Origin of the sequence: Pseudomonas persica (assembly GCF_900291015.1) — a bacterium.
Classification (GTDB): Bacteria; Pseudomonadota; Gammaproteobacteria; order Pseudomonadales; family Pseudomonadaceae; genus Aquipseudomonas.
The window spans coordinates 210,290-234,999 of sequence record NZ_OLKL01000018.1 but is presented as its reverse complement, the minus strand read 5'-3'; the positions used below and the strand labels follow the sequence as shown (position 1 = coordinate 234,999).

General features: G+C 63.2%; 20 protein-coding genes. 7 read left to right on the top strand and 13 right to left on the bottom strand.

Annotation, left to right across the window (positions count from 1 at the left end; all coding sequences use genetic code 11):
- Positions 1 to 646: 646 nt before the first annotated feature.
- Complete coding sequence (gene rne / locus FQ664_RS09880) at positions 647 to 3,883, top strand: ribonuclease E (protein WP_178090976.1); 3,237 nt, start codon at positions 647 to 649, stop codon at positions 3,881 to 3,883.
- A 368-nt stretch (positions 3,884 to 4,251) separates the two neighbouring features.
- Here rne and murB read toward each other — a convergent pair whose 3' ends face one another.
- From murB to FQ664_RS09840, 8 genes are all read right to left on the bottom strand, one after another.
- Positions 4,252 to 5,271 (bottom strand): UDP-N-acetylmuramate dehydrogenase, encoded by a 1,020-nt coding sequence (gene murB / locus FQ664_RS09875; protein WP_144171760.1) that lies wholly within the window; start codon positions 5,269 to 5,271, stop codon positions 4,252 to 4,254.
- Positions 5,268 to 5,732 (bottom strand): low molecular weight protein-tyrosine-phosphatase, encoded by a 465-nt coding sequence (locus FQ664_RS09870; RefSeq protein ID WP_063911712.1) that lies wholly within the window; start codon positions 5,730 to 5,732, stop codon positions 5,268 to 5,270. Before FQ664_RS09870 ends, murB begins: the two co-directional genes overlap by 4 nt.
- Positions 5,732 to 6,496, bottom strand: coding sequence for a 3-deoxy-manno-octulosonate cytidylyltransferase (kdsB, locus tag FQ664_RS09865; protein ID WP_144171759.1), 765 nt, complete (start codon positions 6,494 to 6,496; stop codon positions 5,732 to 5,734). Before kdsB ends, FQ664_RS09870 begins: the two co-directional genes overlap by 1 nt.
- On the bottom strand, positions 6,493 to 6,678 hold the full coding sequence (locus FQ664_RS09860) for a Trm112 family protein (RefSeq protein WP_003247142.1): 186 nt from the start codon (positions 6,676 to 6,678) through the stop codon (positions 6,493 to 6,495). Before FQ664_RS09860 ends, kdsB begins: the two co-directional genes overlap by 4 nt.
- 44 nt (positions 6,679 to 6,722) lie before the next feature.
- Complete coding sequence (lpxK, locus tag FQ664_RS09855; protein WP_144171758.1) at positions 6,723 to 7,724, bottom strand: tetraacyldisaccharide 4'-kinase; 1,002 nt, start codon at positions 7,722 to 7,724, stop codon at positions 6,723 to 6,725.
- The gene (locus FQ664_RS09850) at positions 7,724 to 8,158 is read right to left on the bottom strand and encodes an ExbD/TolR family protein (protein WP_144171757.1); all 435 of its coding nucleotides are present in this window, start codon (positions 8,156 to 8,158) and stop codon (positions 7,724 to 7,726) included. Before FQ664_RS09850 ends, lpxK begins: the two co-directional genes overlap by 1 nt.
- Positions 8,155 to 8,790, bottom strand: coding sequence for a MotA/TolQ/ExbB proton channel family protein (locus FQ664_RS09845; protein ID WP_144171756.1), 636 nt, complete (start codon positions 8,788 to 8,790; stop codon positions 8,155 to 8,157). Before FQ664_RS09845 ends, FQ664_RS09850 begins: the two co-directional genes overlap by 4 nt.
- A 424-nt stretch (positions 8,791 to 9,214) precedes the next feature.
- The gene (locus FQ664_RS09840) at positions 9,215 to 11,428 is read right to left on the bottom strand and encodes a DNA internalization-related competence protein ComEC/Rec2 (RefSeq protein WP_144171755.1); all 2,214 of its coding nucleotides are present in this window, start codon (positions 11,426 to 11,428) and stop codon (positions 9,215 to 9,217) included.
- 142 nt (positions 11,429 to 11,570) lie between these two features.
- Between FQ664_RS09840 and FQ664_RS09835 the strand changes: the two genes are divergently transcribed.
- On the top strand, positions 11,571 to 12,203 hold the full coding sequence (locus FQ664_RS09835) for a DUF2062 domain-containing protein (protein ID WP_144171754.1): 633 nt from the start codon (positions 11,571 to 11,573) through the stop codon (positions 12,201 to 12,203).
- Here the strand turns inward: FQ664_RS09835 and FQ664_RS09830 are convergent.
- From FQ664_RS09830 to FQ664_RS09820, 3 genes are all read right to left on the bottom strand, one after another.
- Positions 12,087 to 12,866, bottom strand: coding sequence for an ABC transporter permease (locus FQ664_RS09830; RefSeq protein ID WP_085625335.1), 780 nt, complete (start codon positions 12,864 to 12,866; stop codon positions 12,087 to 12,089). The genes FQ664_RS09835 and FQ664_RS09830 overlap by 117 nt on opposite strands.
- Complete coding sequence (locus tag FQ664_RS09825) at positions 12,863 to 13,795, bottom strand: ABC transporter ATP-binding protein (RefSeq protein WP_144171753.1); 933 nt, start codon at positions 13,793 to 13,795, stop codon at positions 12,863 to 12,865. The genes FQ664_RS09830 and FQ664_RS09825 overlap by 4 nt, the downstream gene beginning before the upstream one ends.
- Before the next feature lie 144 nt (positions 13,796 to 13,939).
- Positions 13,940 to 14,563 (bottom strand): glutathione S-transferase, encoded by a 624-nt coding sequence (locus FQ664_RS09820; RefSeq protein WP_144171752.1) that lies wholly within the window; start codon positions 14,561 to 14,563, stop codon positions 13,940 to 13,942.
- Positions 14,564 to 14,734: 171 nt separating this feature from the next.
- Here FQ664_RS09820 and FQ664_RS09815 point away from each other — a divergent pair, with 171 nt between their 5' ends.
- From FQ664_RS09815 to FQ664_RS09795, 5 genes are all read left to right on the top strand, one after another.
- Positions 14,735 to 16,246 (top strand): hypothetical protein, encoded by a 1,512-nt coding sequence (locus FQ664_RS09815; RefSeq protein ID WP_144171751.1) that lies wholly within the window; start codon positions 14,735 to 14,737, stop codon positions 16,244 to 16,246.
- A gap of 133 nt (positions 16,247 to 16,379) precedes the next feature.
- Positions 16,380 to 18,827, top strand: coding sequence for an acyl-CoA dehydrogenase (locus FQ664_RS09810; RefSeq protein WP_144171750.1), 2,448 nt, complete (start codon positions 16,380 to 16,382; stop codon positions 18,825 to 18,827).
- Between the two features lie 184 nt (positions 18,828 to 19,011).
- Positions 19,012 to 19,422, top strand: a complete 411-nt coding sequence (locus FQ664_RS09805; RefSeq protein ID WP_144171749.1) for a PA2817 family protein — start codon at positions 19,012 to 19,014, stop codon at positions 19,420 to 19,422.
- 159 nt (positions 19,423 to 19,581) lie between these two features.
- Positions 19,582 to 20,109 (top strand): fimbrial protein, encoded by a 528-nt coding sequence (locus FQ664_RS09800; RefSeq protein ID WP_178090975.1) that lies wholly within the window; start codon positions 19,582 to 19,584, stop codon positions 20,107 to 20,109.
- Between the two features lie 60 nt (positions 20,110 to 20,169).
- Positions 20,170 to 20,904, top strand: coding sequence for a fimbrial biogenesis chaperone (locus tag FQ664_RS09795; protein ID WP_144171748.1), 735 nt, complete (start codon positions 20,170 to 20,172; stop codon positions 20,902 to 20,904).
- A 9-nt stretch (positions 20,905 to 20,913) separates the two neighbouring features.
- On the opposite strand, the gene FQ664_RS09790 is transcribed toward FQ664_RS09795, so the two are convergent.
- Together FQ664_RS09790 and FQ664_RS09785 are read right to left on the bottom strand one after the other, a co-directional pair.
- Positions 20,914 to 22,380 (bottom strand): hypothetical protein, encoded by a 1,467-nt coding sequence (locus FQ664_RS09790; protein ID WP_144171747.1) that lies wholly within the window; start codon positions 22,378 to 22,380, stop codon positions 20,914 to 20,916.
- Positions 22,381 to 22,431: 51 nt separating this feature from the next.
- Positions 22,432 to 24,633: an autotransporter outer membrane beta-barrel domain-containing protein gene (locus FQ664_RS09785; protein WP_144171746.1), complete on the bottom strand. Its 2,202-nt coding sequence runs from the start codon at positions 24,631 to 24,633 to the stop codon at positions 22,432 to 22,434.
- Between the last annotated feature and the right edge of the window lie 77 nt (positions 24,634 to 24,710).

The window sequence follows — 24,710 nt, the reverse complement described above, 5'->3', positions numbered from 1 at the left end:
TTTTCGCCAGTTTACCGAATTGCCTGGAATCGCCACCAGCGCTGTGTAGAGAAGACCGAAAAAAAACGACAAGTGCGGTGTTTCACCTGCTTACCCGATTCTTTTCGCTGCACCTCTGCCCGCCCCGTCGCTTCCACGCAACGCCCGGCGAATGCTTCGGAAATACCTGCCTTGGACATGAATGGCGCCAGCGCAGAACTTGCGCTGGCGAAAAATGCAACCCGTTGCGGATTCAGCGCGCGGCAGCACCCGAATTATCAGGGATACGTGCAGGGTGGAGATGCACAGCCCTCGGACCGTGTAGCACCGCGTCCGGCTCACCAGCCCACTGAACGGCTGGCGAGCGGATAAGGTCCTGAACAGATGCCCCCGGGCGTCCACGGCTGACGGTTGATTCCTCCTCCTGACTGAGTGCACAAGGCCCGCTTGGTTGATTCGGATTACAATTCGAAGCCACCGGGGCCTTGTTGGCACCGCAGCAAACAGGACGCGTCGTCGCGACAACGGCAGGCTGGGCAACCGGCTGGTGCCGAACGTCGCTCGACACGGGGGTGGCCCGGCCACCCTTTGCGCACCTTGGCACCGACCATGAGACGTCGTGTGTGCCGAACGCCGTTTCCGGCAGCCCGGAAACCGACGGTACAACATGAAAAGAATGCTGATTAACGCGACTCAACCCGAAGAGTTGCGTGTAGCCCTGGTGGACGGCCAACGTCTCTACGACCTGGACATCGAGTCCGGCGCGCGCGAGCAGAAAAAGGCCAACATCTACAAAGGCAAGATCACCCGCATCGAACCCAGCCTCGAAGCCGCCTTCGTCGACTTCGGTTCCGAACGTCACGGCTTCCTGCCGCTGAAAGAAATCTCCCGCGAATACTTCAAGAAAACCCCCGAAGGGCGGGTCAACATCAAGGACGTACTGAGCGAAGGCCAGGAAGTCATCGTCCAGGTCGAGAAGGAAGAGCGTGGCAACAAAGGCGCCGCCCTCACCACCTTCATCAGCCTGGCCGGCCGCTACCTGGTGCTGATGCCGAACAACCCGCGCGCCGGTGGCATCTCCCGCCGCATCGAAGGCGAAGAACGCAACGAGCTGCGTGAAGCCCTGAACGGCTTGACCGTGCCGGGCGACATGGGCCTGATCGTGCGCACTGCCGGCCTTGGCCGCAGCAGCGAAGAAATGCAGTGGGACCTCGACTACCTGCTGCAGTTGTGGACCGCCATCAAGGAAGCGTCCCAGGACCGCGCCGCGCCATTCCTGATCTACCAGGAAAGCAACGTCATCATCCGCGCCATCCGCGACTACCTGCGCCAGGACATCGGCGAAGTGCTGATCGACAGCATCGATGCCCAGGAAGAAGCCCTGACCTTCATCCGCCAGGTGATGCCGCAGTACGCCAGCAAGGTCAAGCTGTACGAAGACAGCGTGCCGCTGTTCAACCGTTTCCAGATCGAAAGCCAGATCGAAACCGCCTTCCAGCGCGTGGTCGACCTGCCGTCCGGCGGCTCGATCGTGATCGACCCGACCGAAGCCCTGGTCTCCATCGACATCAACTCGGCGCGCGCCACCAAAGGTAGCGACATCGAAGAAACCGCCCTGCAGACCAACCTGGAAGCGGCCGAGGAAATCGCCCGCCAGCTGCGCCTGCGTGACATCGGTGGCCTGATCGTCATCGACTTCATCGACATGACCCCGGCGAAAAACCAACGCGCAGTGGAAGAGCGCGTGCGTGAATGCCTGGAAGCCGACCGCGCCCGCGTCCAGGTCGGCCGCATCTCGCGCTTCGGCCTGCTGGAAATGTCCCGTCAGCGCCTGCGCCCGTCGCTGGGCGAAAGCAGCGGCATCGTTTGCCCACGCTGCTCCGGCACCGGCATCATCCGTGACGTCGAATCGCTGTCGCTGGCCATCCTGCGCCTGATCGAAGAAGAAGCCCTGAAGGACCGCACCGCCGAAGTTCGCGCCCAGGTGCCGATCCCGGTGGCTGCCTTCCTGCTCAACGAGAAGCGCAACTCGATCACCAAGATCGAACTGCGCACCCGCGCGCGCATCATCATCCTGCCGAACGATCACCTGGAAACCCCGCACTTCGAAGTCCAGCGCCTGCGCGACGACAACCCGGAAGTGCTGAACAATCAGTCCAGCTACGAGATCGCCGCCGCCGAAGCCGAAGAAGCGCCGCAGCCAACCGCCACCCGCACCCTGGTACGCCAGGAAGCCGCGGTCAAGACCGCCCCGGCCCGCACCAACGCGCCGGTACCGGCCGCTGTTGAAGAGCCGCAGCCTGCCGCACCGATTGCCCCTGCCCCGGTCGCGCCGGAGCCAAGCCTGTTCAAAGGCCTGGTGAAGTCGCTGGTAAGCCTGTTCGCCGGCAAGGAAGAGCCTGCCGCTGCGCCGGTTGTCACCGCCGCCGAGAAACCGGCCACCGAGCGCAGCCCACGCAACGAAGAACGCCGCAACGGCCGCCAGCAGAGCCGCAACCGCAACGGCCGCCGCGACGAAGAACGCAAGCCACGTGAAGAGCGTGCCGAGCGCGCGCCGCGCGAAGAGCGCCAGCCTCGCGAGGAACGCGCCCCGCGCGAAGAACGCGCCCCACGTGAAGAACGCGCCCCACGCGAAGAGCGTGCACCGCGTGAAGAACGTGCACCACGCCAGCCACGCGAAGACCGCCGCGGCAACCGTGGCGAAGAGCGCGTGCGCGAACTGCGCGAGCCGCTGGACGCCACCCCTGCCGAACGTGAAGAACGTCAGCCGCGTGAGGAACGTGTAGCCCGTGAAGAACGCGCTCCACGTGAAGAACGTGCACCGCGTGAGGAGCGTGCCCCACGCGAAGAGCGTGCACCTCGTGAAGAGCGTACTCCGCGTGAAGAACGCGCACCTCGCGAGGAGCGTGCTCCGCGTGAAGAACGCGCACCTCGTGAAGAGCGCGCTCCACGCGAAGAACGTGCCCCACGCCCACCACGCGAAGAGCGTCAGCCACGCGCAGCCGAAGAAGCCGCCGAGCAGGCTGCCGAACTGGCCGAAGAGCAACTGCCGAACGAAGAGCTGCTGCAGGACGAACAGGAAGGCACCGATGGCGAGCGCCCGCGCCGCCGTTCCCGTGGCCAGCGTCGTCGCAGCAATCGTCGTGAACGTCAGCGCAACGCCAATGGCGAACTGATCGACGGCAGCGAAGAAGAAGGCAGCGAAGAGCAGCCACAACCACACCAGGCCACCGAGCTGGGTGCCGAACTGGCTGCAGGCCTGGCCGTGACTGCCGCTGTCGCCAGCAGCAACATCAGCGCCGACGCCGAAGCTCAGGCCAACCAACAGGCCGAGCTTGCCACCGCCGAAGTTGCCCAGCCGGTCGAGCAGGCTGAGAAGGCCGAGCAGGTCGAGGCTGCCGCCAAGGCTGAAGAAGTGGCCGTGGCCCCAGTGGTCGAGCAGCCGGTCAGCGAGCCTGTGGTCGTGGCCGAAGCAACTGCCGAGCCAGTGGTCGAGGTCACTCCACAGCCAGCAGTTGAGGCGGTACCTGCTGCCGAGCCGATGGTGGCTGCCGAAGCACCGGTAGAAGCACCTGCCGTCGAGGCCGGTGAAATCGAGCAGGCCCCGGCCGTGGTCGAAGCCGCTTCGGTTGCCGAGCAACCTGCCCCGGTTATCGAAGCCCAGCCAGAGGTGGTAGCCGAGCCGGCCCCAGTGGCCGTCGAGCCTGCACCGGTCGAAGCCCCTGCGGCGGTGGAGCCTGCCACTGTCATGCTGGCCAACGGCCGCGCGCCGAACGACCCGCGTGAAGTGCGCCGCCGCAAGCGCGAGGCCGAGGCTGCCGCCAAAGCCGCGCAGGAAGCTGCTACAGCCACCGAGGAGCCAGCCCTGGATGCCACCGATGAGCACAAGCCTCATCACGGTTGACAGCCAAGGCTGAATGAAAAAGCCCCGCCAGTGCGAACTGGCGGGGCTTTTTCTTGGCTGGGCGTTTTGCCTGTACCGACCTCTTCGCGGGTAAACCCGCTCTCATAGAACTGCACATAACTCGTTGAATTAGCAGGGTCCCTGTGGGAGCGGCTTTAGCCGCGAACACCGGCGCAGCCGGTGCCATGCACCGCGTTGGATTCTTCGCGGCTAAGGCCGCNCAGGATGCACGGACCGCTTGCGAATTCAGTTCTCTATGCGACAGCGCAGACCAAAGAGCTGGGCCATCTCCCACAGGGACTGCGCTGGCTTCGAGGTGACACTGTACCTGCGGCTTTAGCCACGAAATGGCCAGTACCGGCAATGCATCAGTAGAGGTTAGGCTCCATCTCCAGCTCGACCCCGAACCGCTCGAGGATATCGGCCTGGATCCGCCGCGCCAGCGCATGCATCTGCGCCCCGCTCGCCTGGCCATAGTTGACCAGCACCAGCGACTGCAAACGATGCACCCCGGCATCCCCTTCGCGATGCCCCTTCCAGCCGGCCTGCTCGATCAACCAGCCCGCCGCCAGCTTCACCTGGCCATCGGCCTGGAGATAAGCCACCACCCCCGGGTACTGCGCACGGATACGCTCGACCTGTTCCGCCGCGACCACCGGGTTCTTGAAGAAGCTCCCGGCATTACACAGCTCTGCCGGGTCTGGCAGCTTCTCGCGGCGAATGCTGCAGATCGCCTCGCTGATCACCTGCGCAGTCGGCTCGGTCACGCCGCGCTCTGCCAGGCGCTGGCGCACCGGGCCGTAGTCCAGGTGGGCCTGCAACGTGCGGCTCAAGGCAAAGCGCACACGCAGGATCAACCAACGCCCGGGGTTGCGCTTGAACAGGCTGTCGCGATACCCGAAGGCACATTCCGCCAGGCCAAAGTCACGCAACTCGCCGGTCTCGCGGTCCAGGGCGGTCAGGCCGACGAACACGTCCTTGATTTCCACGCCATAGGCGCCCACGTTCTGCATCGGCGCGGCGCCCACGGTGCCGGGGATCAGGCTGAGGTTCTCCAGCCCGCAATACCCCTGCGCCAGTGTCCACTGCACAAACGGGTGCCATGGCTCACCGGCCTCGGCCTCGACCACGATACGCTCACCATCGTCGCTGAGCACGCGCCGGCCACGGCTGGCCATATGCAGCACCAGCGCATCGATATCACGGGTCAGCAGCAGGTTGCTGCCGCCGCCAATCACCAGCACTGGTAAGCCGCCTTGCTGCGCCTGGGCCAGCGCCTGGCGCACCTGCTGGTCATCATGTGCCTGGGTGAAATACCGTGCCTTCACGTCGATGCCAAAGGTGTTGTACGGCTTGAGCGATACCTGCTCCTGCCACTGCACTGTCATAGCCGCCCCTTGATTTCCAGCACCAGCGCCTGGCACGCCGCTTCAACCAGGTCGAGCACCTGCTCGAAACCGTCGGCGCCACCGTAGTACGGGTCCGGCACTTCATCCAGCGCTGCGCCATAGCGGCGCAGGAACAGGTCGAGCTCCGCCACTGCCGTGTGCGGGCGCATCGCACGCAAATGGCCTAGGTTGCTCTCGTCCATGGCCAGAATCAGGTCGTACTCGGCAAAATGCGCCGCCTTGACTTGCTGGGCGCGCTGCTGCGACAGGTCGTACCCGCGCGCCAGCGCCGCCTTGCAGGTGCGGCTGTCAGGCGCCTTGCCAACGTGCCAGTCGCCGGTGCCGGCCGAGGCCACATGTACCCGGTCGGCAAGCCCGGCAGCCTGCAGTTGATGGCGCAGCACGCCTTCGGCGGTGGGCGAACGGCAGATATTGCCAAGGCAGACGAACAGGACGCGCATCAGGCCTCCAGCAAGCGCCGCACGCGCTCAAGGTCTTCAGGGGTATCCACGCCCACGGCAGGCGCCTCGATGGCGTCTTCGACGTGGATACGCACACCGTGCCAGAGGGCACGCAGCTGCTCAAGCGCTTCGGTCTGCTCGAGCCAGCACGGGCCCCAACTGACGAAGTCCTGCAGGAAGCCGACGCGGTAGGCGTACATGCCGATGTGGCGGCGATACGGCACGCCTTCTGGCAACACGTTGCGGTCCTTGGCAAAAGCATCGCGGGCCCAGGGCAGCGGCGCACGGCTGAAGGTCAGGGCCAGGCCATTCTTGTCGCTGACCACCTTGACCGCATTGGGGTTGAACACGGTTTCCGGCTCATGGACCGGCTCGGCCAGGGTGGCGATGCCGGCCTCCGGATGCGCCGTCAGGTTGGCTGCCACCTGGTCGATGATCACCGGCGGGATCAGCGGTTCGTCGCCCTGCACATTGACCACGATGGCATCGGCAGACAGGCCGAGGTGCGCGGCCACTTCGGCCAGGCGGTCAGTGCCGGACTCATGATCGGCACGCGTCATCAGCACTTCGGCGCCGAAGGCCTGGCAGGCCTCTACAATGCTGGCGTCGTCGGTGGCGATGACCACACGACTGGCGCCGCTCTTGCGGGCCTGTTCCCACACATGCTGCACCATCGGCTTGCCGGCGATCGGCAGCAACGGCTTGCCCGGCAGGCGCGTGGAGCGCAGCCGGGCGGGGATTACCACGGTGAAATCCAGGCTCATTTGTCCAGACGCTCGTCGTCGGTCAGGGTGCGCGCTTCGCTTTCCAGCATGACCGGGATGCCGTCGCGGATCGGGTAGGCCAGGCCAGCGCCCTTGCTGATCAGCTCGGTCTTGTCGGCACTGAGCTTGAGCGGGCCTTTGGTGATCGGGCAGGCCAGGATATCGAGCAGTTTGGTGTCCATTGGAGGCTTCCTTTAGGCCAGGTGGCCGGAAATTGAAAACGGGCTCAGGGCTTGCGCAGCAAGCGTTGCAACTGATTGTCGAACCAGGCGCTGAAAGCCGGCGTGGGCAGCGCCTCGACGGCCAGGTACCACCAGTCGTCAGCGGCAAAGGCCCGGCATTTCACCGCATCCTTCTCGGTCATGACCAGCGGCAGCGGCGGGCTGAAGGCCAGGCTCTGTGCGCTGAACTGTGCATGGTCGGCAAAGGGATGTGGCACCGGCTGCCAGTTTAGCCCCAGCAGGGTATTGAAGAAACGTTGCGGGTTGCCGATACCGGCCACCGCGTGCAGGCGTTGGCCTGCGGGGAAATGGTCAAGCGCGCGCCGCTCGCCACTGCGCAGGTTGACCAGGGCGGACGGTTGCAGGCGGAAGCCGAAGCCATCGGCGCGGTCTGCGCTGGCACCGTTGAACAGCACCGCGTCAGCCTCGTGCAAGCGCTCGGCCGGCTCACGCAGCGGCCCCGCTGGCAGGCAGCGACCATTGCCCAGGCCGCGGGCGGCATCGATCAGCACCAGCTCCAGGTCGCGAGCCAGGCGATAGTGCTGCATGCCGTCGTCACACAGGATCAGGTCGAGGGGTTCGCTGGCCAGCAGTGCCTGCACGGCGCGGGAGCGGTCGGGGTCAATCATCAGCGGCACGCCGGTGCGCTGCACGATCAGCAACGGTTCATCGCCGGCCTGCCCGGCAACCTGGTCGGCCTGCACGCGCCAAGGTAGCTGCGGCGGCTTGGCGCCATAGCCACGGCTGACCACGCCCACCTTCAGCCCCTGGTGGCGGCAGTGCGCGATCAGCCAGAGAATCATCGGCGTCTTGCCGGTACCACCCACGGTGATGTTACCCACCACGATGACCGGCACCGGGGCCCGGTAGCTGGCACTTTCGCCACTGAGGAAACGCGCCCGCTTGCGCGTGACCACACGGCGATACAGCGCCTCCAGCGGGCGCAGCAGCGCCAGGGCCGGGTGCCCGGCGTACCAGGCGGCGAGCAGACGGTCGGCGAAGGCCATCAAGGCGTGCCCTGGGCCGCCTCGACGGTGGTCATGCGCAACTGGCTGAAACCGAGCTTGCCGGCGGCATCCATCGCGGTGACCACAGCCTGGTGCGGGGTCTTGCCGTCGGCGCTGATGGCCAGCGGCAGCTTGTTGTCGCCGCCCGACTCACGCTCGATCGCTTCGCTCAGGGTGGCCAGGTCGCTCTTGGGCAGCAGGTGGTTGTTCACCGAGTACACGCCTTCGGCGCTGATGGTGATTTCCACCAGCTTGCCCTGGTCGGGCGGCACCTGTTCGGCGCTGGCGGCTTCGGGCAGCTCGACGCGCAACTGGGTCTCGCGGGTGAAGGTGGTGGTGACCACGAAGAACAGCAGCAGGACGAACACCACGTCGATCAGCGACGCCAGGTTGATGTCGACGTTTTCCCGCTGGCGATTGCGCCGGAACTTCACGCCTTGCCTCCGGCCACTTCCACTTCACGGTCGCCCTGGAGCACTTCCACCAGCTTGATCGCCTCCTGCTCCATGCCCACCACCAGCTCATCGATGCGGCGCAGCAGGAAACGGTGGAAGAACACCGCCGGGATACCGACCATCAGGCCGGCTGCGGTGGTGACCAGGGCCTTGGAGATACCACCGGCCAGCACTGCGGCGTTGGCGGTCATCTGCGAGCCCATGAAGGCGCTGAAGATGTCGATCATGCCCAGCACGGTGCCCAGCAGGCCCAGCAGCGGGGCCATGGCGGCGATGGTGCCGAGGGCGCTGATGTAGCGCTCCAGTTCGTGGATAACGCGCGAGGCGGCCTCCTCGATGCATTCCTTCATGATTTCGCGGCCATGGCGCGAATTGGCCAGGCCGGCGGCGAGGATTTCGCCCAGTGGCGAATCGGCGCGCAGGGCCTTGAGCTTGTCACTGGTCAGTTGCTTGTCCTTGATCCACATCCACACCTGGCCCAGCAGATGCGGCGGGGTGACGCGGCTGGCGCGCAGGGTCCACAGGCGCTCGACGACGATAGCCATGGCAGCGATGGAGCTCAGAATGATCGGCAGCATCATCCAACCACCGGACTTGACCAATTCCCACACAGTAAACGCCCCTTCGGAAAAAGGCCGCCACTCTACCATAGGCGCGCCGGGGGCTCATCTGCCGGAGGTCAGGGAATTGGTGGTCGGGCCGGGTTGGTATGGGTTGGCATCACGGCGTACAGGGGCATGCCTTGAGTTTTCCAGCGCCTGTGAGATCGAGCGCCGCCCGCGCGGCGCATCGCGAGCTGCGCTCGCTCCTACGTTTGTTTCGGGCCAGTTACGCCTGTGGCAGGCGCGCGCGACCGCATGGTGTGTACCACGCGATATCGAGACATGCGCCAAGGCGTTCGCGCACAAACCCCGCAGGAATAATTGGCCCGAAACAAACGTAGGAGCGAGCGCAGCTCGCGATGCGCCGCGCGGGCGGCGCTCGATCTCACAGACGCTGCAGATGTCATGGCGAACACCTGCAAGCCACTCCACCTCACTCCACCCGCCCCCGCCAAAACCGCCGCTGCCCCCGCACACCCTCCACCTCCCCCTGGCTCCCCAACACCAACCGCAACGCCCCTTGCTCGGCCGTGTCATGCATCACCACCCCATGCCGCCGATAGCGCTCGACCACCTGCGCATGCGGGTGCCCGAAGCTGTTGTTCCGCCCCCGCGAAACCAGCACCCCACGCGGCGCCGTAGCGCGAATAAAGGCCTCACTGGACGAACTGCGGCTGCCATGGTGCGGCGCCTGCAACCAGTCGATACGCGGCGCATAGGTGGCCGCCAGCCACGCCCGTTCGGCACCGGCCTCCATGTCTCCCGCCAATAGCAACCGCTCGCCCTGCGCCTCGACCAGCAACACACAGGAGCGGTCATTGCTGCTGCGCCCATCAGCCCAGCGCCATAGCGAAAAACGCACGCCATCCCAGGTCCACTGCTCGCCACTGACACAAGGTTGCAGCTGCATATCCTCCAGCATTTCGCCGCCAACTCCCCGCTTGATCGGCAAGCTACGCTGGATGGCCCCAACGCCACCGGCATGGTCCGCATGGGCGTGACTGACCAGCATCAGGTCCAGGCTGCTCACCCCCAGCTTGCGCAAGGTAGGCAGCACCACCCGCTCACCCAGGTCGTTCTCGCCCTTGGCCGGCCCGGCGTCGTACAACATGTTGTGATGCCGGGTACGCAACAACACCGCCAACCCTTGGCCGACGTCCAGCTGCCAGACCTCGGCCTGCCCGAACGGCACCGGTTCCCTGGGCACCCACAGCGCCAGTAACATCACGCCACCCAACCCGCGCAGTGGTACGCCATGGGGCATCAAAACCAGCAGCGCCCCCAGACAGACCATCAACCAGGCCCACAACGGCAAGGCCGGCGGCACCCATGCAGACCGTTGCTGCGCCACCAGCGCCAGCAGCCGGAACAGTAGATCCAGCAGGCCACCTGCCAGCCAGAGCAACGCCTCCCCTGCTCCGGCCAGCGGCAACAGCAATGTGCCCAGCAGCGCCAGCGGCAACACCGCCAGGCTGATCCACGGCACCGCCACAAGGTTGGCCAGCGGCGCACTCAGGCTCACTGGCAAGCCCGTCGCCAACAACACCGGCAGCAAGCCGATGGCAATCACCCATTGCGCCCGCGTCCAGGCCTGCCATGGCCGCCAGCCACCCAAGCGGGCGCTGAAGCAATAGATAAGCGTGGCCACGGCCGCGAACGACAGCCAGAACCCTGGCAACAGCGCCGCCAACGGTTCGACCAGCAATACGGCAACCAGCGCCAGCAGCAACGGTAGAAAAGCCCCAAGATGGCGATATCGCAGGCGCCAGAGCAACACCACGGCCAGCATCAGGCAGGCCCGCTGCACCGGCACGCCTGCACCGGCCAGCCAGCCGTAAGCCAATGCTGCGGTCATGGCCAGACCGCAGGCCCAGGGCAACCAGGGCAGCCGAACGGGCCACAGCCCCCAGCGCGCCAGCCCGGCGATCAGGCCATACAGCAAACCGGCAACCAGGCCGATGTGCTGGCCGGAAATCACCAGCAAGTGCACCGTGCCGGTAGCCTGCAACACTTGCCAGTCCTCCCGGGCCAAGCCCGCCCCGTCGCCAAGCACCAGAGCCACCAACGCTGCCTGTCGGTCATTGGCCTCGACGGCCAGCAGGCGCTGGCGCAGCGTGTCACGCCAACCACCGGCAACCGGCGTCAGCAACTGCCCGGCCTTGACCGTACCGCTGGCGCCGACCCGCCGCGCCAGCAATTGCGCCTCACGATCCGGCCCATGCGGGTTGAGCAGCCCGGCCGGGCGCTGCAAGGTCACGGCCAACCGCCACTGCTCGCCCGCCCGCAGCTGCGGCCCGTCAAACCAGCTCAGTTGCAGGCGCTGCGGCAGTTCGGCCCGCCGCGAGCGTGGCGCCTCCAGCTCGAAGCGCACGCCTTGTGCAGTTCTGCTCGGCAAGCCGACCACCCGCCCCTCCAGCCACAGGGTGCGGCCATCCAGGCCGGCAGCCAAGCGATTATCAAGGGCTTGCTGGGCAGACCAGCAAGCCCAACACAAGCCCAGCAGAAAGCAGCCCAACGGCCAAACGCGGGTAAACAGGCTGACGACAGCGCAGACAGCCAGCGTTATCAACCAACCGACCGATGGCAATGCGGGGAGAAAGCCCAGGCACAACAGCCCGAGCGCGAGCGCAAACATCCCTGTGCGCATGAAGTAGAGCTCCAGAAGCGAAATCACCTTCTGAGGCATAGCCCAATTGCTGGCGGTACTTGCTCAACAATTGTCACAAACTCTAAACGAGGCTGAACGGGAATCAGGGCATACTGCCCCGATCAACGCTCCGGGAGCCTACATGCCGCGCCGATTTTTCAAACGCTACATGCCGGACCCGACCAGTATTCGGGAACACAAGTCCTTACGCTTTTTCGGCAAGTTGCTGCACGACCCGAACCTCTGGCACCTGAATCGCCATTCGGTGGCGCGGGCCATGGGCATTGGCCTGTTCGCCGCGCTGATCCCGATGCCGGCGCAGATGCTGCTGGCCGCCGCGCTGGCCATTCCGCTGCGCGGCAACCTGCCGATCGCGGTCAGCCTGGTATGGCTGACCAACCCGCTGACCATGCCGCCGGTGTTCTTCGTCACCTACATGACCGGCGCCTGGCTGATGCAGGTACCGCCGCGCAGCCTGCCCGACGAGCTGACTTTCCAGTGGATCACCGACCAGCTGGCGACGCTGTGGCAACCCTTCCTGCTCGGCTCGGTAGTGTGCGGTGTGGTACTGGGCATCCTTGGCTACTTCACCACCATGACCTACTGGCGCTGGTGGGTGGGCCGGCAGTGGCGTCGCCGCCAATGCCGGTGCAAGGCCTCAGGCACGCATGCCGCGGCCGCTGACCAGCAGGCGCACGCACACCAGGTAGAGCACCGCGGTGGCGACCAGCATGAAAGTAATCGCCGTGCCAATGCTGATATCCGACACCCCTAGGATGCCGTAGCGGAACGAGTTGACCATGTGCAGCACCGGGTTGGCCAGCGACACGGTCTGCCAGAACGGCGGCAGCAGGTTGATCGAGTAGAACACCCCGCCCAGGTAGGTCAGCGGCGTCAGCACGAAGGTCGGAATGATCGAGATGTCGTCGAAGTTGCGGGCGAACACTGCGTTGACGAAGCCCAGCAGCGAAAAGATGGTGGCGGTCAGCAGCACCACGGCCACGGTCACGCCCAGGTGGTGCACCTGCAGGTGGGTGAAGAACAGCGACAGGAAGGTCACGATCACGCCTACCGCCAGGCCGCGCAGCACACCACCCAGCACATAACCGACGAGGATGGTGTGTGGTGACACCGGCGATACCATCAGCTCTTCGATCGAGCGCTGGAACTTGCTGCCGAAGAAGCTCGACACCACGTTGCCGTAGGAGTTGGTGATCACCGACATCATGATCAGCCCCGGCACGATGTACTCCATGTAGGTGAAGCCACCCATGTCGCCGATCTGCCGGCCGATCAGGTTACCGAAGATGACGAAGTACAGAACCATGGTGATCGCCGGCGGCAGCAAGGTTTGTGGCCAGATGCGCAGGAAGCGCCGCACTTCGCGGTAGACAATGGTGTTCAGGGCGACCCAGTTGGTGCGCAGTTCCACACTCATACAGCCACCTTCGACAGGTTTTTTTCCACCAGGGACACGAACAGCTCCTCGAGTCGGTTGGTCTTGTTGCGCAGGCTCTGCACCTCGATGTTCTGCAGCGCCAGCTGGCCGAACAATGCGGTGATGCCGATGTCCTTGTCCACCTGCACTTCCAGGCTGTGCGGGGTCAGCAGCCGGCACGGGTAGCCCTGCAACGTCGGTGCAGTGGCCAGGTCCTGCTTGATGTCGAGGACGAAGGTTTCGACATGCAGCTTGCCCAGCAACTGGCGCATGCTGGTGTTCTCGACGATGGTGCCGTGGTCGATGATGCCGATGTTACGGCACAGCTGCTCGGCCTCTTCCAGGTAGTGGGTGGTGAGGATGATGGTGATGCCCTTCTGGTTCAGCTCAGTGAGGAAGCTCCACATCGAACGGCGCAGCTCGATATCCACACCGGCGGTGGGCTCGTCGAGGATCAGCAGGCGCGGCTCGTGGATCAGTGCGCGGGCAATCATCAGGCGCCGCTTCATGCCCCCGGACAGCGAGCGCGACTGCACGTCGCGCTTGTCCCACAGGCCGAGCTGGGTCAGGTACTGCTCGGCGCGTTCCTTGGCCACCTTGGGCGGGATGCCATAGTAGCCGGCCTGGGTCACGACGATGTCGAAGGTTTTCTCGAACTGGTTGAAGTTGAATTCCTGCGGCACCACGCCAAGGCAGCGCTTAAGCGCCGAGGGTTCGCGGTCCAGATCGTGGCCGAACACGCTGACCGTGCCGCTGGTCTTGTTCACCAGAGTGGAGAGGATACCGATGGTGGTGGACTTGCCGGCGCCGTTGGGGCCGAGCAAGGCGAAGAAGTCGCCCTCGGCAACGTCCAGGTCGATGCCCTTGAGGGCCTGGAAGCCGTTGCCGTAGGTCTTGGTCAGCTGTCGGATGGACAGGGCGGAACTCATAGCGGGTCACTTACCGAAGAAAAGGTGCAGGACACGCCAGGGAAAGGCACTGGCGCAGTGAGTGCGGCCAATGGTGCTTGGCCTGGCCGCACAAGTACAGTCATGTGTATTGATAATGACTATCGAAGTAGCCGTGGTGTTCGATCAAGTCAGCGCAGTCATCACCGCAGCCTGATAGGCAGCGCGGGCCTTGAGGCGCTCGTACCACGCCTCCAGGTGACGCATGGCCGGGCGCTCGATAGGCATTTCGAACCAGGCATAGATGAAGCTGCCCAGTGGGATGTCGCCCATGCCGATCTGGTCACCGGAAAGATACGGTTGTTTGGCCAGGGCTTCATCGGCAATAGCCAGCAGCTGGGCGCATTGCTTGTGCGCAGCGTTGATCGCCACCCAGTCGCGCTGGTCTTCCGGGGTGCGCAGCAGGCCCCAGAACAATGGACGGAACGACGTGGCGAAGGAAGAGGTGGTCCAGTCCATCCACTTGTCGACCAGGGCACGCTGGCGTGGGTCTTCCAGGTACCAGCCCTGCTCGGCGCCGTACTCGGCGCAGAGGTAGCGGACAATGGTATTGGATTCCCACAGGGTCAGGTCGCCGTCCTCCAGCATCGGTACCAGGCCATTGGGGTTGCGCGCGCGGTAGTGCGGCTCGTTGACCACGCCGAAGGCACCACCGGCGTCGATGGCCTCGAAATCCAGGCCCAGTTCGTGGGCGATCCACAGCGCCTTGCGCACATTGCTCGAGTTCTTGCGGCCCCAGATCTTCAGCATGTCGACATCCCTGAATGAACACGAAGCGAGAGTCTACCCCTACAGCCTCCAGGTTGCAGCCGAAACCATACTTGCGCAACCGAACATCGCCTACATGATAAATCTGCCAGTAGCTGGGATGCCGTGCCGATGTTGCAATCAGTGCACTTACCAACGCAGCGAGGCCACACCATGGAGGAGGAAACTCATGCCCCCATACAACCCGATCACGACATGCGCGGCTGGCGCATGCACGTCATTTTCGATGCGGCCAAAATCAATGCCGCGCGCGAGCGATTGATCGAATCGAAGCCACCCGTGCTGCATGAGGCCATTCACTACGAACGGCTCAGAGGAACAACCAGCGAGCTTGTCACCTGCGAACTGGCGACGCCATTCGTGCAATATCTCCAGGACCGTGTGCGGGTCTGCTCACGCATGATGTCCTATGCCAACTTCATCTGGTCCGCACCGGTATTCGGTGGCAAACCCAGGGCAAACCTGGAAAGGGTGGTTGCATTTACCAGGAACGAACCGCAATTCCTCTACCAGGAGTTCCCCCTGGATGGGTTTGTCGGGCATTGTGCAGGCCCTGGTGCCGCGCTGACGCTGAAAGTTGGCAAAGACTCCAGCTTCTATATACAGGCCACTGGCTCGGAAGCGCCTGACGTAGCGCTGGCAGACATCTTTCGCCAACGTTTCAATGGCCTCCCGGACGAACAGCGCATCATCCAGCCTTACAAGATCGAAGCCGAGGCACAAAGCAACTGGCTGCTGGCTCAGTTGCGATTTTACCTGCGCAAACACCCAAGTTCAGGGGCTCAGGTTCTGTACATCGTGAACGGGAACAGCGGCACAGGAAGCTTCCCTGCGCAAGACAGCACGCCTTGGGATCACCTGGCGGTCTATATGCCCTATGCCGAAATGCCAGATCCGATCTACTACAATGACTTCACCGACCTTGCCCTCCTCTTGCTACCGCCGTCCTCTGTACTGTGCGACAAAATCGAGGTGATCGAAAATCATGTACACAAGATGTCGTACAGTTTCCTGCGCGCCAATGCGGAGCAGGCACAACCCCAGGCTGCACTGAGCTTCCATGCCGACCCTCTGGTTGCAGCGGTCACTGCCGGCAGCACTGCCCAGATCATTGAAGTGAAGCCGCACGGGGTTGCCAACCCTCGCTGGGAGTTGGACGGCAGTGGCCACGGCTCATTGAAACCCAATGGCTACACGTGCGAATACTCAGCGCCAGGCAAACCGGACATTCAGCTGGCTGACAACAGCCTGACCCAAGAGCCGACAGCGACCAGAACGTCATTCGAGGAGCCGCTGCGAATAGACCGGTTACTTACCGGCTTTCCCTTGTTGCCCCTTGTTTCAACCTTCGTGGTACTGAACACCGCCCCCAACTTTTTCTTCAAGACCGAATTGGTTCAGGGCCGTATGAAATTGCGTTTCTGTTACATCGACAGGAAAACCGGGAAAGAAGCCGAAGCACCGGCCAACATGACGGAGTGGAGCGTGCTGGCAGGGGACGGCAAAGTCGATAATACCGGCATCTTTACACCCGGCCTGAGCAGCCGCTTCACCGTGATCCAGGCCGTAATGGACGACCCGATCAACTGGTATTGGGCCTATATCATCGTGCCCGTGCCGTTGATGCCGGCCGAAACCTTTGTGGCCCGATGGAACAAGAGTTGATTGCCCGGCCCTGGGCACCTTGCAGCGAACGCCTTCAGCCACACCCTGTCACTGTTCAGGTCAGGTCTTCACCAGGCAGCCGTCTATGCTGTTGGCAAAGGTTTCGAACACCCGGTTCCATGGAGGAAGGACTATGTGGCTGTTGTGGTTGGTGGGATTGGTAATCGGCGCGGCGTACCTGACGCATCGACGCCTGGCACCCTTGCAGATACTGGGCATCATGGCAGCCTATGTGCTGCTGATGAGTATTTTCAGCCATGCCCCCGGCTGGCTGCTGGCGTTTATCTGGGTCGTGCTGGCACTGAAGGTCGCCCTGGTGGTATTGCCTGAATGGCGGCGCAAGGTGTTCACCGGCCCCGTGTTCAAATGGTTCCAGCGCACCCTGCCGCCGATGTCGCAAACCGAACGCGAGGCGATCGATGCTGGCACCGTTTGGTGGGACGGCGAACTGTTCAGCGGCCGCCCCGACTGGCGCACCCTGCTCAGCTACCCGGCACCGAAGCTGACCGAGGAAGAACAGGCCTTCATCGACGGCCCTACCGAAGAACTCTGCGCCATGGTCAGTGACTGGCAGATCGGCCAGGACATGGACCTGCCGCCCGCAGCTTGGGCACATATCAAGCAGCACGGTTTCTTTGCCCTGATCATCCCCAAGGAATACGGCGGCAAGGGTTTCTCGGCCTACGCTCACTCCCAGGTGGCAATGAAGCTGGCCACCCGCAGTGGCGACCTGGCTTCGACCGTCATGGTGCCCAATTCCCTGGGGCCGGCCGAACTGCTGCTGCATTATGGCACTGACGAACAGCGCGACCACTACCTGCCCCGCCTGGCTTGCGGCGAAGAAATCCCCTGCTTCGCCCTCACAGGTCCTCTGGCCGGTTCCGATGCGGGGGCAATGCCCGATACCGGAGTGGTCTGCAAAGGCCAATGGCAGGGTAAAGAAGTCATCGGCCTGCGCCTGAACTGGGAAAAGCGCTACATCACCCTGGGCCCGGTCGCTACCCTGCTGGGCCTGGCGTTCAAGGCCTACGACCCGGACCACCTGCTGGGCGAGGAAGAAGAGCTGGGCATCAGCCTGGCGTTGATCCCCACCGACACGCCGGGCGTGGAGATCGGCATGCGCCACCTGCCGCTTGGCGCCGCCTTCATGAACGGCCCCAACAGCGGCAAGGACGTGTTCGTGCCACTGGACTTCCTGATCGGTGGTCAGGCCATGCTTGGCAAGGGCTGGATGATGTTGATGAACTGCCTGTCGGTCGGTCGTTCGATCTCTCTACCGGCCGTGGGCACCGGGGCCGCCAAGTACACCAGCCTGGTCACCGGCCAGTACGCCAATATCCGTGAGCAGTTCAATGTGCCACTGGCAGCCTTCGAAGGCATCCAGGAATCACTGGCCCGCATCGGCGGCAATGCCTGGCTGATGGACAGTGCCCGCCTGCTGACAGCCAAAGCCGTGGACCTGGGCGAAAAGCCTTCGGTGCTGTCGGCGATCCTCAAGTACCACCTGACCGAGCGCGGCCGCGAGTGCATCCAGCACGCCATGGATGTGCACGGTGGCAAGGGCATCATCATGGGCCCGAACAACTACCTGGGTCGCAACTGGCAAGGGGCGCCGATCTTCATCACTGTCGAAGGCGCCAATATCCTTTCGCGCAACCTGATGATCTTCGGCCAGGGCGCCATTCGCTGCCACCCGTTCGTGCTCGAGGAAATGGCCCTGGCCACCCGCAACGACCGCGACCAGGCGCTACGGGAGTTCGACGATCTGCTGATGAAACACATCATGTTCGCCGCCGGTAATGCGGCCAGCACGCTGGTGTTCAACCTGGGGCTGGGCCGCCTGGAAAACGTGCCAGGCGATGCCCTGAGCCAGGGCTACTTCCGCGCCCTCAACCGCCAGGCAGCGGCCTTCGCCTTGCTGGCGGACTTGTCGATGATGCTGCTGGGCGGCGCACTCAAACGCCGCGAACGCCTGAGCGCAAGGCTGGGGGATGTGCTGAGTTACCTGTACCTGTCCAGCGCCGCGCTCAAGCGCTATCACGACCTGGGCTCACCGGAACACATGCAGCCCTTGCTGCGCTGGGCGATGGAGGAGAGCCTGGGCCAGGCGGAAACAGCGCTGGACCGGTTGCTCGACAACTTCCCCAACCGCTTTGTCGGCTGCACGCTACGGGTCTTGGTGTTCCCCTTCGGCCGCCGTCATACCGGGCCAAGCGATGAACTGGATGCCGAAGTGGCGGCGCTGATCGGCCGCAGCAAGGGTGACCCGGCGCTGGAAGAGTTGCTTGCTGGTTGCTTCAGGCCGCAGGCCGAAGGCGACCCGGTGGCAGCGCTGCAACGGGCTTGCGACTTGCTGGATGAAGCAGTGCCACTGCACAAGGCGCTTCATCAGGCGATCAGGGAGGGCAAGGTGCAGCCAGCACCTGGGCAGTCGGCGATTGATGCGGCTGTCGAGAGTGGTGTGCTGCAACCCGCCGAGGGGCAACGCCTGCATACGGCGGAACAAGCGCGCCGGGCAGTGATCGATGTGGATGCCTTCGACAAGGAGCAGTTGCTGCCTGAACAGGGCAAGGTGCGCTGACAGCAAAGGCGGCTGCGCGGCCCAATCGCCGGCAAGCCGGCTCCCACCGGGACTGCGCAGGCTTCGAGTTGACGCTGTACCTCTGGGGGGGCCACGATGGGGCCGGAGCGGCCAGCACCGTCCCCAACCGGCCCCCAACCGGCGTATACTCCGCCCCCGTTTCAACTACCCCGAGGACCGTCCCATGGCCAATCCCCACCTGCAATACCACCTGCAACTGCTGAATCACTTGCGCACCATCCTGGCAGCCCTGGGTGAGGCCGAGCAGGTACCGGAGGAAAGCCATGCCCTGTTCCTCGAACGCTTCGACGAGTTGCTGACCCTGCTGCCGCAAGACCCACTGCAAAGCCAGTACCTGGGCCAGGACCTGATCTGCCAGGTAATCCAGCGCTACCCGCAAATCGCCCACCTGGTGCCACGCGACCTGCTGTGGTTCTTCGGTGGCGACTGCCTGCACTACATGCCTGACGAAGAGCTGGACTTGTACCAGGCCCTGGAAGAACGCCGCTACGAATGCGAACAGCGTGGCGAGGCCTTCGATTGGCTTGAGCAAAAGCAGTTGCTGGCCTCGGCGGCTGCCGATACCCGCCACTGATCCCGGGCTACCCCGGCGAAGGGGCATGGTTTCCCTTCGACCAGCCTGTTTCCCCCGAAATGTGCAGCCTTCGCCTACAGACCCCCTGTGTTGCCCTGCGTACTCTGATTGCGCGCTGAGATACATGAGTTCGCAGCCATTCAACACAGGGATCATCCAATGAAAAAAACACTATCGGTGCTGGCGCTGAGCCTTTGCAGCAGCGCGGCAATGGCCACTATCATCAACTTCGAAGGTACTGTCAGCGGGCCTGGCACCTGCCCTATCCAGGTCGTTACCCCAGGTGGCCCAAGCCTGCCGCTGATCAACCTGGGCAACTTCAACACATTCGACTTCAGTGCAGTCGACCAGGAAACCCCCGCGAAGCACTTCGCATTGCGCGTGCCAGGAACCTGCGTGACCGGCACACAGGATGCCCATGCCACCTTCCAGGCAAGCTACGGCACCGATCCGAAAAACCCTGACCTTTATGCCCTCAAAGACGGCCTTGGCTACAGCACCGGCCTGGGCCTGGCAATCAACGACCTCACCAGCCGCCTCGCGCCCAATACCGAATCGATGGCCTATGAGGTGAAGGACACTGCTGACACCGACATGGTCTTCTCAGCGCGCCTTGTCACCACTGCGGACAAGGTGACCGAAGGGCAGATCGATACCAACATCTCCTTCAACGTCGATATCCGCTGATTCACCCCCCTGGCACTACCAGGGGGACTCATCCGTTTTGCCTTTCATGCCGGTCCCACCATGTCCATGACCCTGCTGCGCAAGTACGTACTCAGCTTTGCCTGCCTGGCAACGCTTTCCTCAACCGCTGAAGCGGCGTTGACCATCAGTGCTACCCGCGTGGTCCACCCCAGCGACAAACACAGCAGCTCGGTGGTTGTCGCCAACCCAAGCCAGGCACCTTACGCGGTGCAGGCCTGGGTAAACACAGCGGCCGACGACACCAGCACCGCAGTACCTTTTGCCGTATCTCCGACCCTGTTCCGGCTCGACCCCAAGCGCGAACAGCTGGTCAAGATAAACGCCCTGCCAAACAACCTGCCCACTGACCGCGAATCGCTGTTCTACTTCAACATCCAGGAAATCCCCCAGGTCGATAGCGGGCAGCAGAACGTGCTGAAAATTTCCATGCGCACCCGCATCAAGCTGTTCTATCGGCCCAGCCAGGTGCAAGGCGTGCCCGAACAGCACCTGGACAGCCTGCAGTGGTCGCTGGCGAGCAAAAACGGCAAAACCTACCTGCAAGTCGACAACCCCACGCCCTACCACTTCACTTTCGGCCGCCTGGAAGTGTACAAAACAGGGGCCAGCGAAAAGATAGACACGGCGCTGATGGCGCTGCCCATACAGCAGCAGTCCTTCGAACTGAAGGCAACCCGGGCTGCAGACGACCTGAAGGTTCGTTTCACCACGATCAACGACTACGGTGGCAGCACCCGGCTGATGGAAAAACCGCTGTCCGTTTCGTCGATATAGCCCAACCGCTCAGTCGCGCAGGTACATGTCAAGCATTGGAAAGTTGGGCGATGACGGCCATGTCTGGCCTTGATCAAAGCTGACGGAGACCCGGACAGCGAGCGTGTCACGCTTGAGCGTTAACAGAAAAGGCTTGCTCGCCTTGACCATATCGTCGAAACCCAAGCCGTTCATTACTTGCTCCGGGGTCACAGCATGTTCTGTCAGCACTTCTTCGCTCAGGGCTTTACCCTGCGCATCGACCCCACTTACGACCAACGTTACCCGGTGATCCGTGTGAATATAGCGCCAGGCATTAACGGTAATGGCCATTCCTTTTTCCGGGACATCGGAAAGATAGACCGTGCCATGGTTGGCAGAAGGGGGCGGAATATCCGGTGTCGGAAACCCTTGAGTCAGCGGCAGTAACGATACCAGGCGGACAGCGGACGGATGAACCTGGTCATTTTTGTCCGTCACCTGAAAGGAAACTTTCAGCACTTTGCCGCTGTGCTGTGCAATCCGGCTCAACGGGATATCGTACTGACCGGGAAGGCCTGGAGCCTCTTCTGTCGCCTGGTAGCTGCCGACTCCCCCCGGCGCCCCCCAAAATACCTCGACCTTCTCCCCAGGAAATGCAGCCCCCGATGGCACAGTCACCCGCATGTAGTTCAGCTTCTTGTTGGGGTCCAGTTCCACCTGTTGCCCGCTTCCGGTGGTATAGGTGATTTCCGGCCAGCCCAGCTCCCTGGGCACAGGTGTCGTATCAGCCTTCAGCTGGACTACCTTGGGCTCTTCGGGGGAACTCTTGTTACCGGCATAATCGTTTAGCCGGTAATGCACAAAACGCGCCCCGTCCCCGCGCGAACGGATGATATCGCCAAAGATTTCCAGCGTGACAGGAAAGTCCCCCTGCTTGAGCACTTTCTCGCCGGCAGGATTGTCTTCGTACAGCGTCGTATCCCAAAACCAGCGAATGTGGTCTCCAGGCACAAAGGCCTGATAGTCCGGCACCTGTGCGACGAGCCTGTCACCGTGACGCTCCAGGTAATCGGCCGTTACGCCATCGGTGAGCACTTCGTCATCGAATATCAGGGCGCCGCGGTCCCCGCCCAACCTGGGCCCGGTCAGATCCAGGGTTATTTTCAGCGGCTTCGAGTACCCTACAGCGCCGTTGTAACCCGTGACCCTGTAGACCAATTCAGGCGTACTGTCCTCCCTGAGGTGAAGCAGGGGGATTTCGACATAGTAGTCGTCGGCGCCAATGGGCGCCTCCCATTGCCTGGGGTCACCTACCTGTGCGCCGTTCCAAAACAGCACCAGTGTCTCTGGCATGCCGGGGGCAGGACTGGAACCCGACCATGGCGTGACATCCACACGCAGCGGCTGTTTCAGCAAGTCCAGAGGGATGACGTTCTGCGCGCCCCCCTCCAGGGTTTCAAGCGAACCCTCCACCCACGGAGGCGGAAAAACCGGATCCTGCTTCTCATGACCCATAGCCAAAGCTCCAAATTGCCCAGTCGGATACAATGAAAGGCGCGCCCTTCTTTACCAGTTGTAACGCAGCCCCAGATTGACGCCCCAAGGCTGCTCCAGCGCCTTGCCATTGCTGTAATCGAAGTCGGCATGCAACTGCAGGCGGTCCACCAACGACACGGCCACCCCCACGCCCAGCTCCCCGCGCGAACCTGACAGGTCATTGTCGAATCGGTGATCATTGACTTTGACCTGGTTGTTGTTGGCGAACTCATGCACATAGGCCAGGCGCACATAGGGTTGTACCCACTGCCCACCCTCAAGGTTCAACGTACGCCCGGCAGTGGCACCGGCCTTGCCCAACACCGAGCGAGTGGTATCACCGTCAGCGTTCAGGCCATTGTCCAGGTGATAACCCTTGCCCTGGATGCCGACCACCGACAGCTGCCCGAATGGCTCGACAAAGTAGCCATCGTCCAGCCCCAGATGGCGCCCAAACTCCACCGACGCCCCAAGGCCAACATTGTCATAGTCGCCCTCGGTTCGCTTGCCATCGCTGAGGCTGACCTTGGCCTGGTTGTCGAAGCGGTTGAGCTTGACCACGCTGTCCAGGTAATAGCCGCTCTGGGCATCCAGCCAGGTGGCATAAAGGCCCAGGTAGTAGCTTTTCACCTCACCCGAGGCGCCGCGGGTCAGGTTGAGGTCCGAACTGCTGTAGCCGGCCATCACCCCGGCCAGCCATTGGCCATCGCCCCACGGCAAGGGAGTGTCGGCACCCAGCGAGAAGCCCTGTTGAACCTGACTGTAGGGTGTACCGGTCGAGGAAGAGACGTTGTACTTGTTGCCGTAGCTGCGCGCCCACAGGCCGGCTTTACGCTCGTCGAGGCGCAATTCCCCCATGCGGCTGCGCAGGGATGACAGCTCGCCATACCACACGGTCGGCGCGGTATTGAACAACGCCATCGCCGCCTCGGTGCTTGGGCTTACCACCTTGGTCGCACCATCCAGGTACCAATCATTGCCGCGCTGCACCAGGCCGTAGGAGAACGCTCCCAGGTCCACCGGCCCGTTGAGCAGGGAGAACTGCGCATCACCCGCCGCCGCGTGAACCAGATGCAGGCTGTTTGCCTGGGTAGGTTCGTTGCCACTGCTGCCCACCAGCAGGCTGTGGTTGCCGGTGGCCGTGCCGGTAATGTCGAGGAAGTCGCTTTCGCCGCTGCTGAAGTCGGCGTCCATGATGAACGTACCACTGCCCGACAGGCTGCCCAGGGTAAGGCGCTGGTACTGTGTGGCCTCACCGAAGCGCACCGCGCCACCCGCCATGGCCAGTTGCCCGAGTTCACTGTCCTCCACCATGTTCCAGCGCCCGCCGTCATTCAGCGCCAGGCGTTCGACATTGGTCAGGCGCCCGGTCAGGCTGGCCTGGTTGCCCAACATCAGATTGGCGCTGGAACCGGCCTCCACCCACACATCACCCACCAGGTTGCTGCCCTCGACCTGCATCGTGGCGTTCGATTTGTTCGCCACTTCCAGCAGGTTGCCATTACTGCCAAGCAGCGTAGTACCGCCGGTGACGGTGATGGTCGCATCGCCGGGCGCCTGGTTTGCGCTACCCACCCGGATGGCGGCGCCATTCTGGCCCTCCACGCGCGTGCCATGCAGACTGATCGATGCCGCTTCAGTGGAAAGGCCATCGCCAACCACCCGGATGCCATCCGTGGCGCCGGTCAGCCGGCTGTTGGTCGCATCCAGTCGGGCATCGCCAAACAGCAAAGCAGCACCGGCCGCCCCGGTACTCACCAAGGTACTGTCAGTCAGGGAAAGATGAGAACTGCCGGCCACCCTGGCGCCGCCTATACCGCCTTCGATATGGCTGCCATTTACCGACACGCTGGCGCCTGCCGTGGCGCTGCGCAGCACATCGAGGCCGAACAGGTTGCTGATCAGGCGCGAGCCACTGGCGATGGTTGCCGAAGCACCGCCGTTGACCATCACTGCAGCGACCCCCGTGGCAGACACCGTGGAGCGCTCAAGGTGCAAACCACCGCCTGTACGCACGTCGATCTGCTGTGTGATAGCGCCCTCGGCTACCAGGCGCCCGCCGTCAACGACCCTGTAGCTGTCAACAGGGGTACTGGTACCGATATGTTGCTCATCGTCCACCAGCGTCAAGGCACTTGCAGGCCCAACGAAAAGCACGGCCGAAGCGCCCATTAACAACTGCCCAATGGTAGATGCCAAGGGGGACAGAGTGGAATTGCCTTGTTTGATCATTGCACGTTAGCCTCATCGATTCACCCAAAAACGGGCAGCAGAAACGTGGGCAAGACTATTAAGAAATCACCTAAAAT

Excerpts from the sequence above, each read along its gene's own strand:
- murB (WP_144171760.1), bottom strand. The coding sequence starts at position 5,271 with ATGACAGTGCAGTGGCAGGAGCAGGTATCGCTCAAGCCGTACAACACC.
- FQ664_RS09840 (WP_144171755.1), bottom strand. The coding sequence starts at position 11,428 with ATGCGCACAGGGATGTTTGCGCTCGCGCTCGGGCTGTTGTGCCTGGGC.
- FQ664_RS09830 (WP_085625335.1), bottom strand. The coding sequence starts at position 12,866 with ATGAGTGTGGAACTGCGCACCAACTGGGTCGCCCTGAACACCATTGTC.
- lpxK (WP_144171758.1), bottom strand. The coding sequence starts at position 7,724 with ATGGCCTTCGCCGACCGTCTGCTCGCCGCCTGGTACGCCGGGCACCCG.
- FQ664_RS09820 (WP_144171752.1), bottom strand. The coding sequence starts at position 14,563 with ATGCTGAAGATCTGGGGCCGCAAGAACTCGAGCAATGTGCGCAAGGCG.
- FQ664_RS09815 (WP_144171751.1), top strand. The coding sequence starts at position 14,735 with ATGGAGGAGGAAACTCATGCCCCCATACAACCCGATCACGACATGCGC.
- FQ664_RS09835 (WP_144171754.1), top strand. The coding sequence starts at position 11,571 with ATGCCGCGCCGATTTTTCAAACGCTACATGCCGGACCCGACCAGTATT.
- kdsB (WP_144171759.1), bottom strand. The coding sequence starts at position 6,496 with ATGAGCCTGGATTTCACCGTGGTAATCCCCGCCCGGCTGCGCTCCACG.
- FQ664_RS09800 (WP_178090975.1), top strand. The coding sequence starts at position 19,582 with ATGAAAAAAACACTATCGGTGCTGGCGCTGAGCCTTTGCAGCAGCGCG.
- FQ664_RS09870 (WP_063911712.1), bottom strand. The coding sequence starts at position 5,732 with ATGCGCGTCCTGTTCGTCTGCCTTGGCAATATCTGCCGTTCGCCCACC.
- FQ664_RS09825 (WP_144171753.1), bottom strand. The coding sequence starts at position 13,795 with ATGAGTTCCGCCCTGTCCATCCGACAGCTGACCAAGACCTACGGCAAC.
- FQ664_RS09805 (WP_144171749.1), top strand. The coding sequence starts at position 19,012 with ATGGCCAATCCCCACCTGCAATACCACCTGCAACTGCTGAATCACTTG.
- rne (WP_178090976.1), top strand. The coding sequence starts at position 647 with ATGAAAAGAATGCTGATTAACGCGACTCAACCCGAAGAGTTGCGTGTA.
- FQ664_RS09810 (WP_144171750.1), top strand. The coding sequence starts at position 16,380 with ATGTGGCTGTTGTGGTTGGTGGGATTGGTAATCGGCGCGGCGTACCTG.
- FQ664_RS09785 (WP_144171746.1), bottom strand. The coding sequence starts at position 24,633 with ATGATCAAACAAGGCAATTCCACTCTGTCCCCCTTGGCATCTACCATT.
- FQ664_RS09860 (WP_003247142.1), bottom strand. The coding sequence starts at position 6,678 with ATGGACACCAAACTGCTCGATATCCTGGCCTGCCCGATCACCAAAGGC.
- FQ664_RS09795 (WP_144171748.1), top strand. The coding sequence starts at position 20,170 with ATGTCCATGACCCTGCTGCGCAAGTACGTACTCAGCTTTGCCTGCCTG.
- FQ664_RS09790 (WP_144171747.1), bottom strand. The coding sequence starts at position 22,380 with ATGGGTCATGAGAAGCAGGATCCGGTTTTTCCGCCTCCGTGGGTGGAG.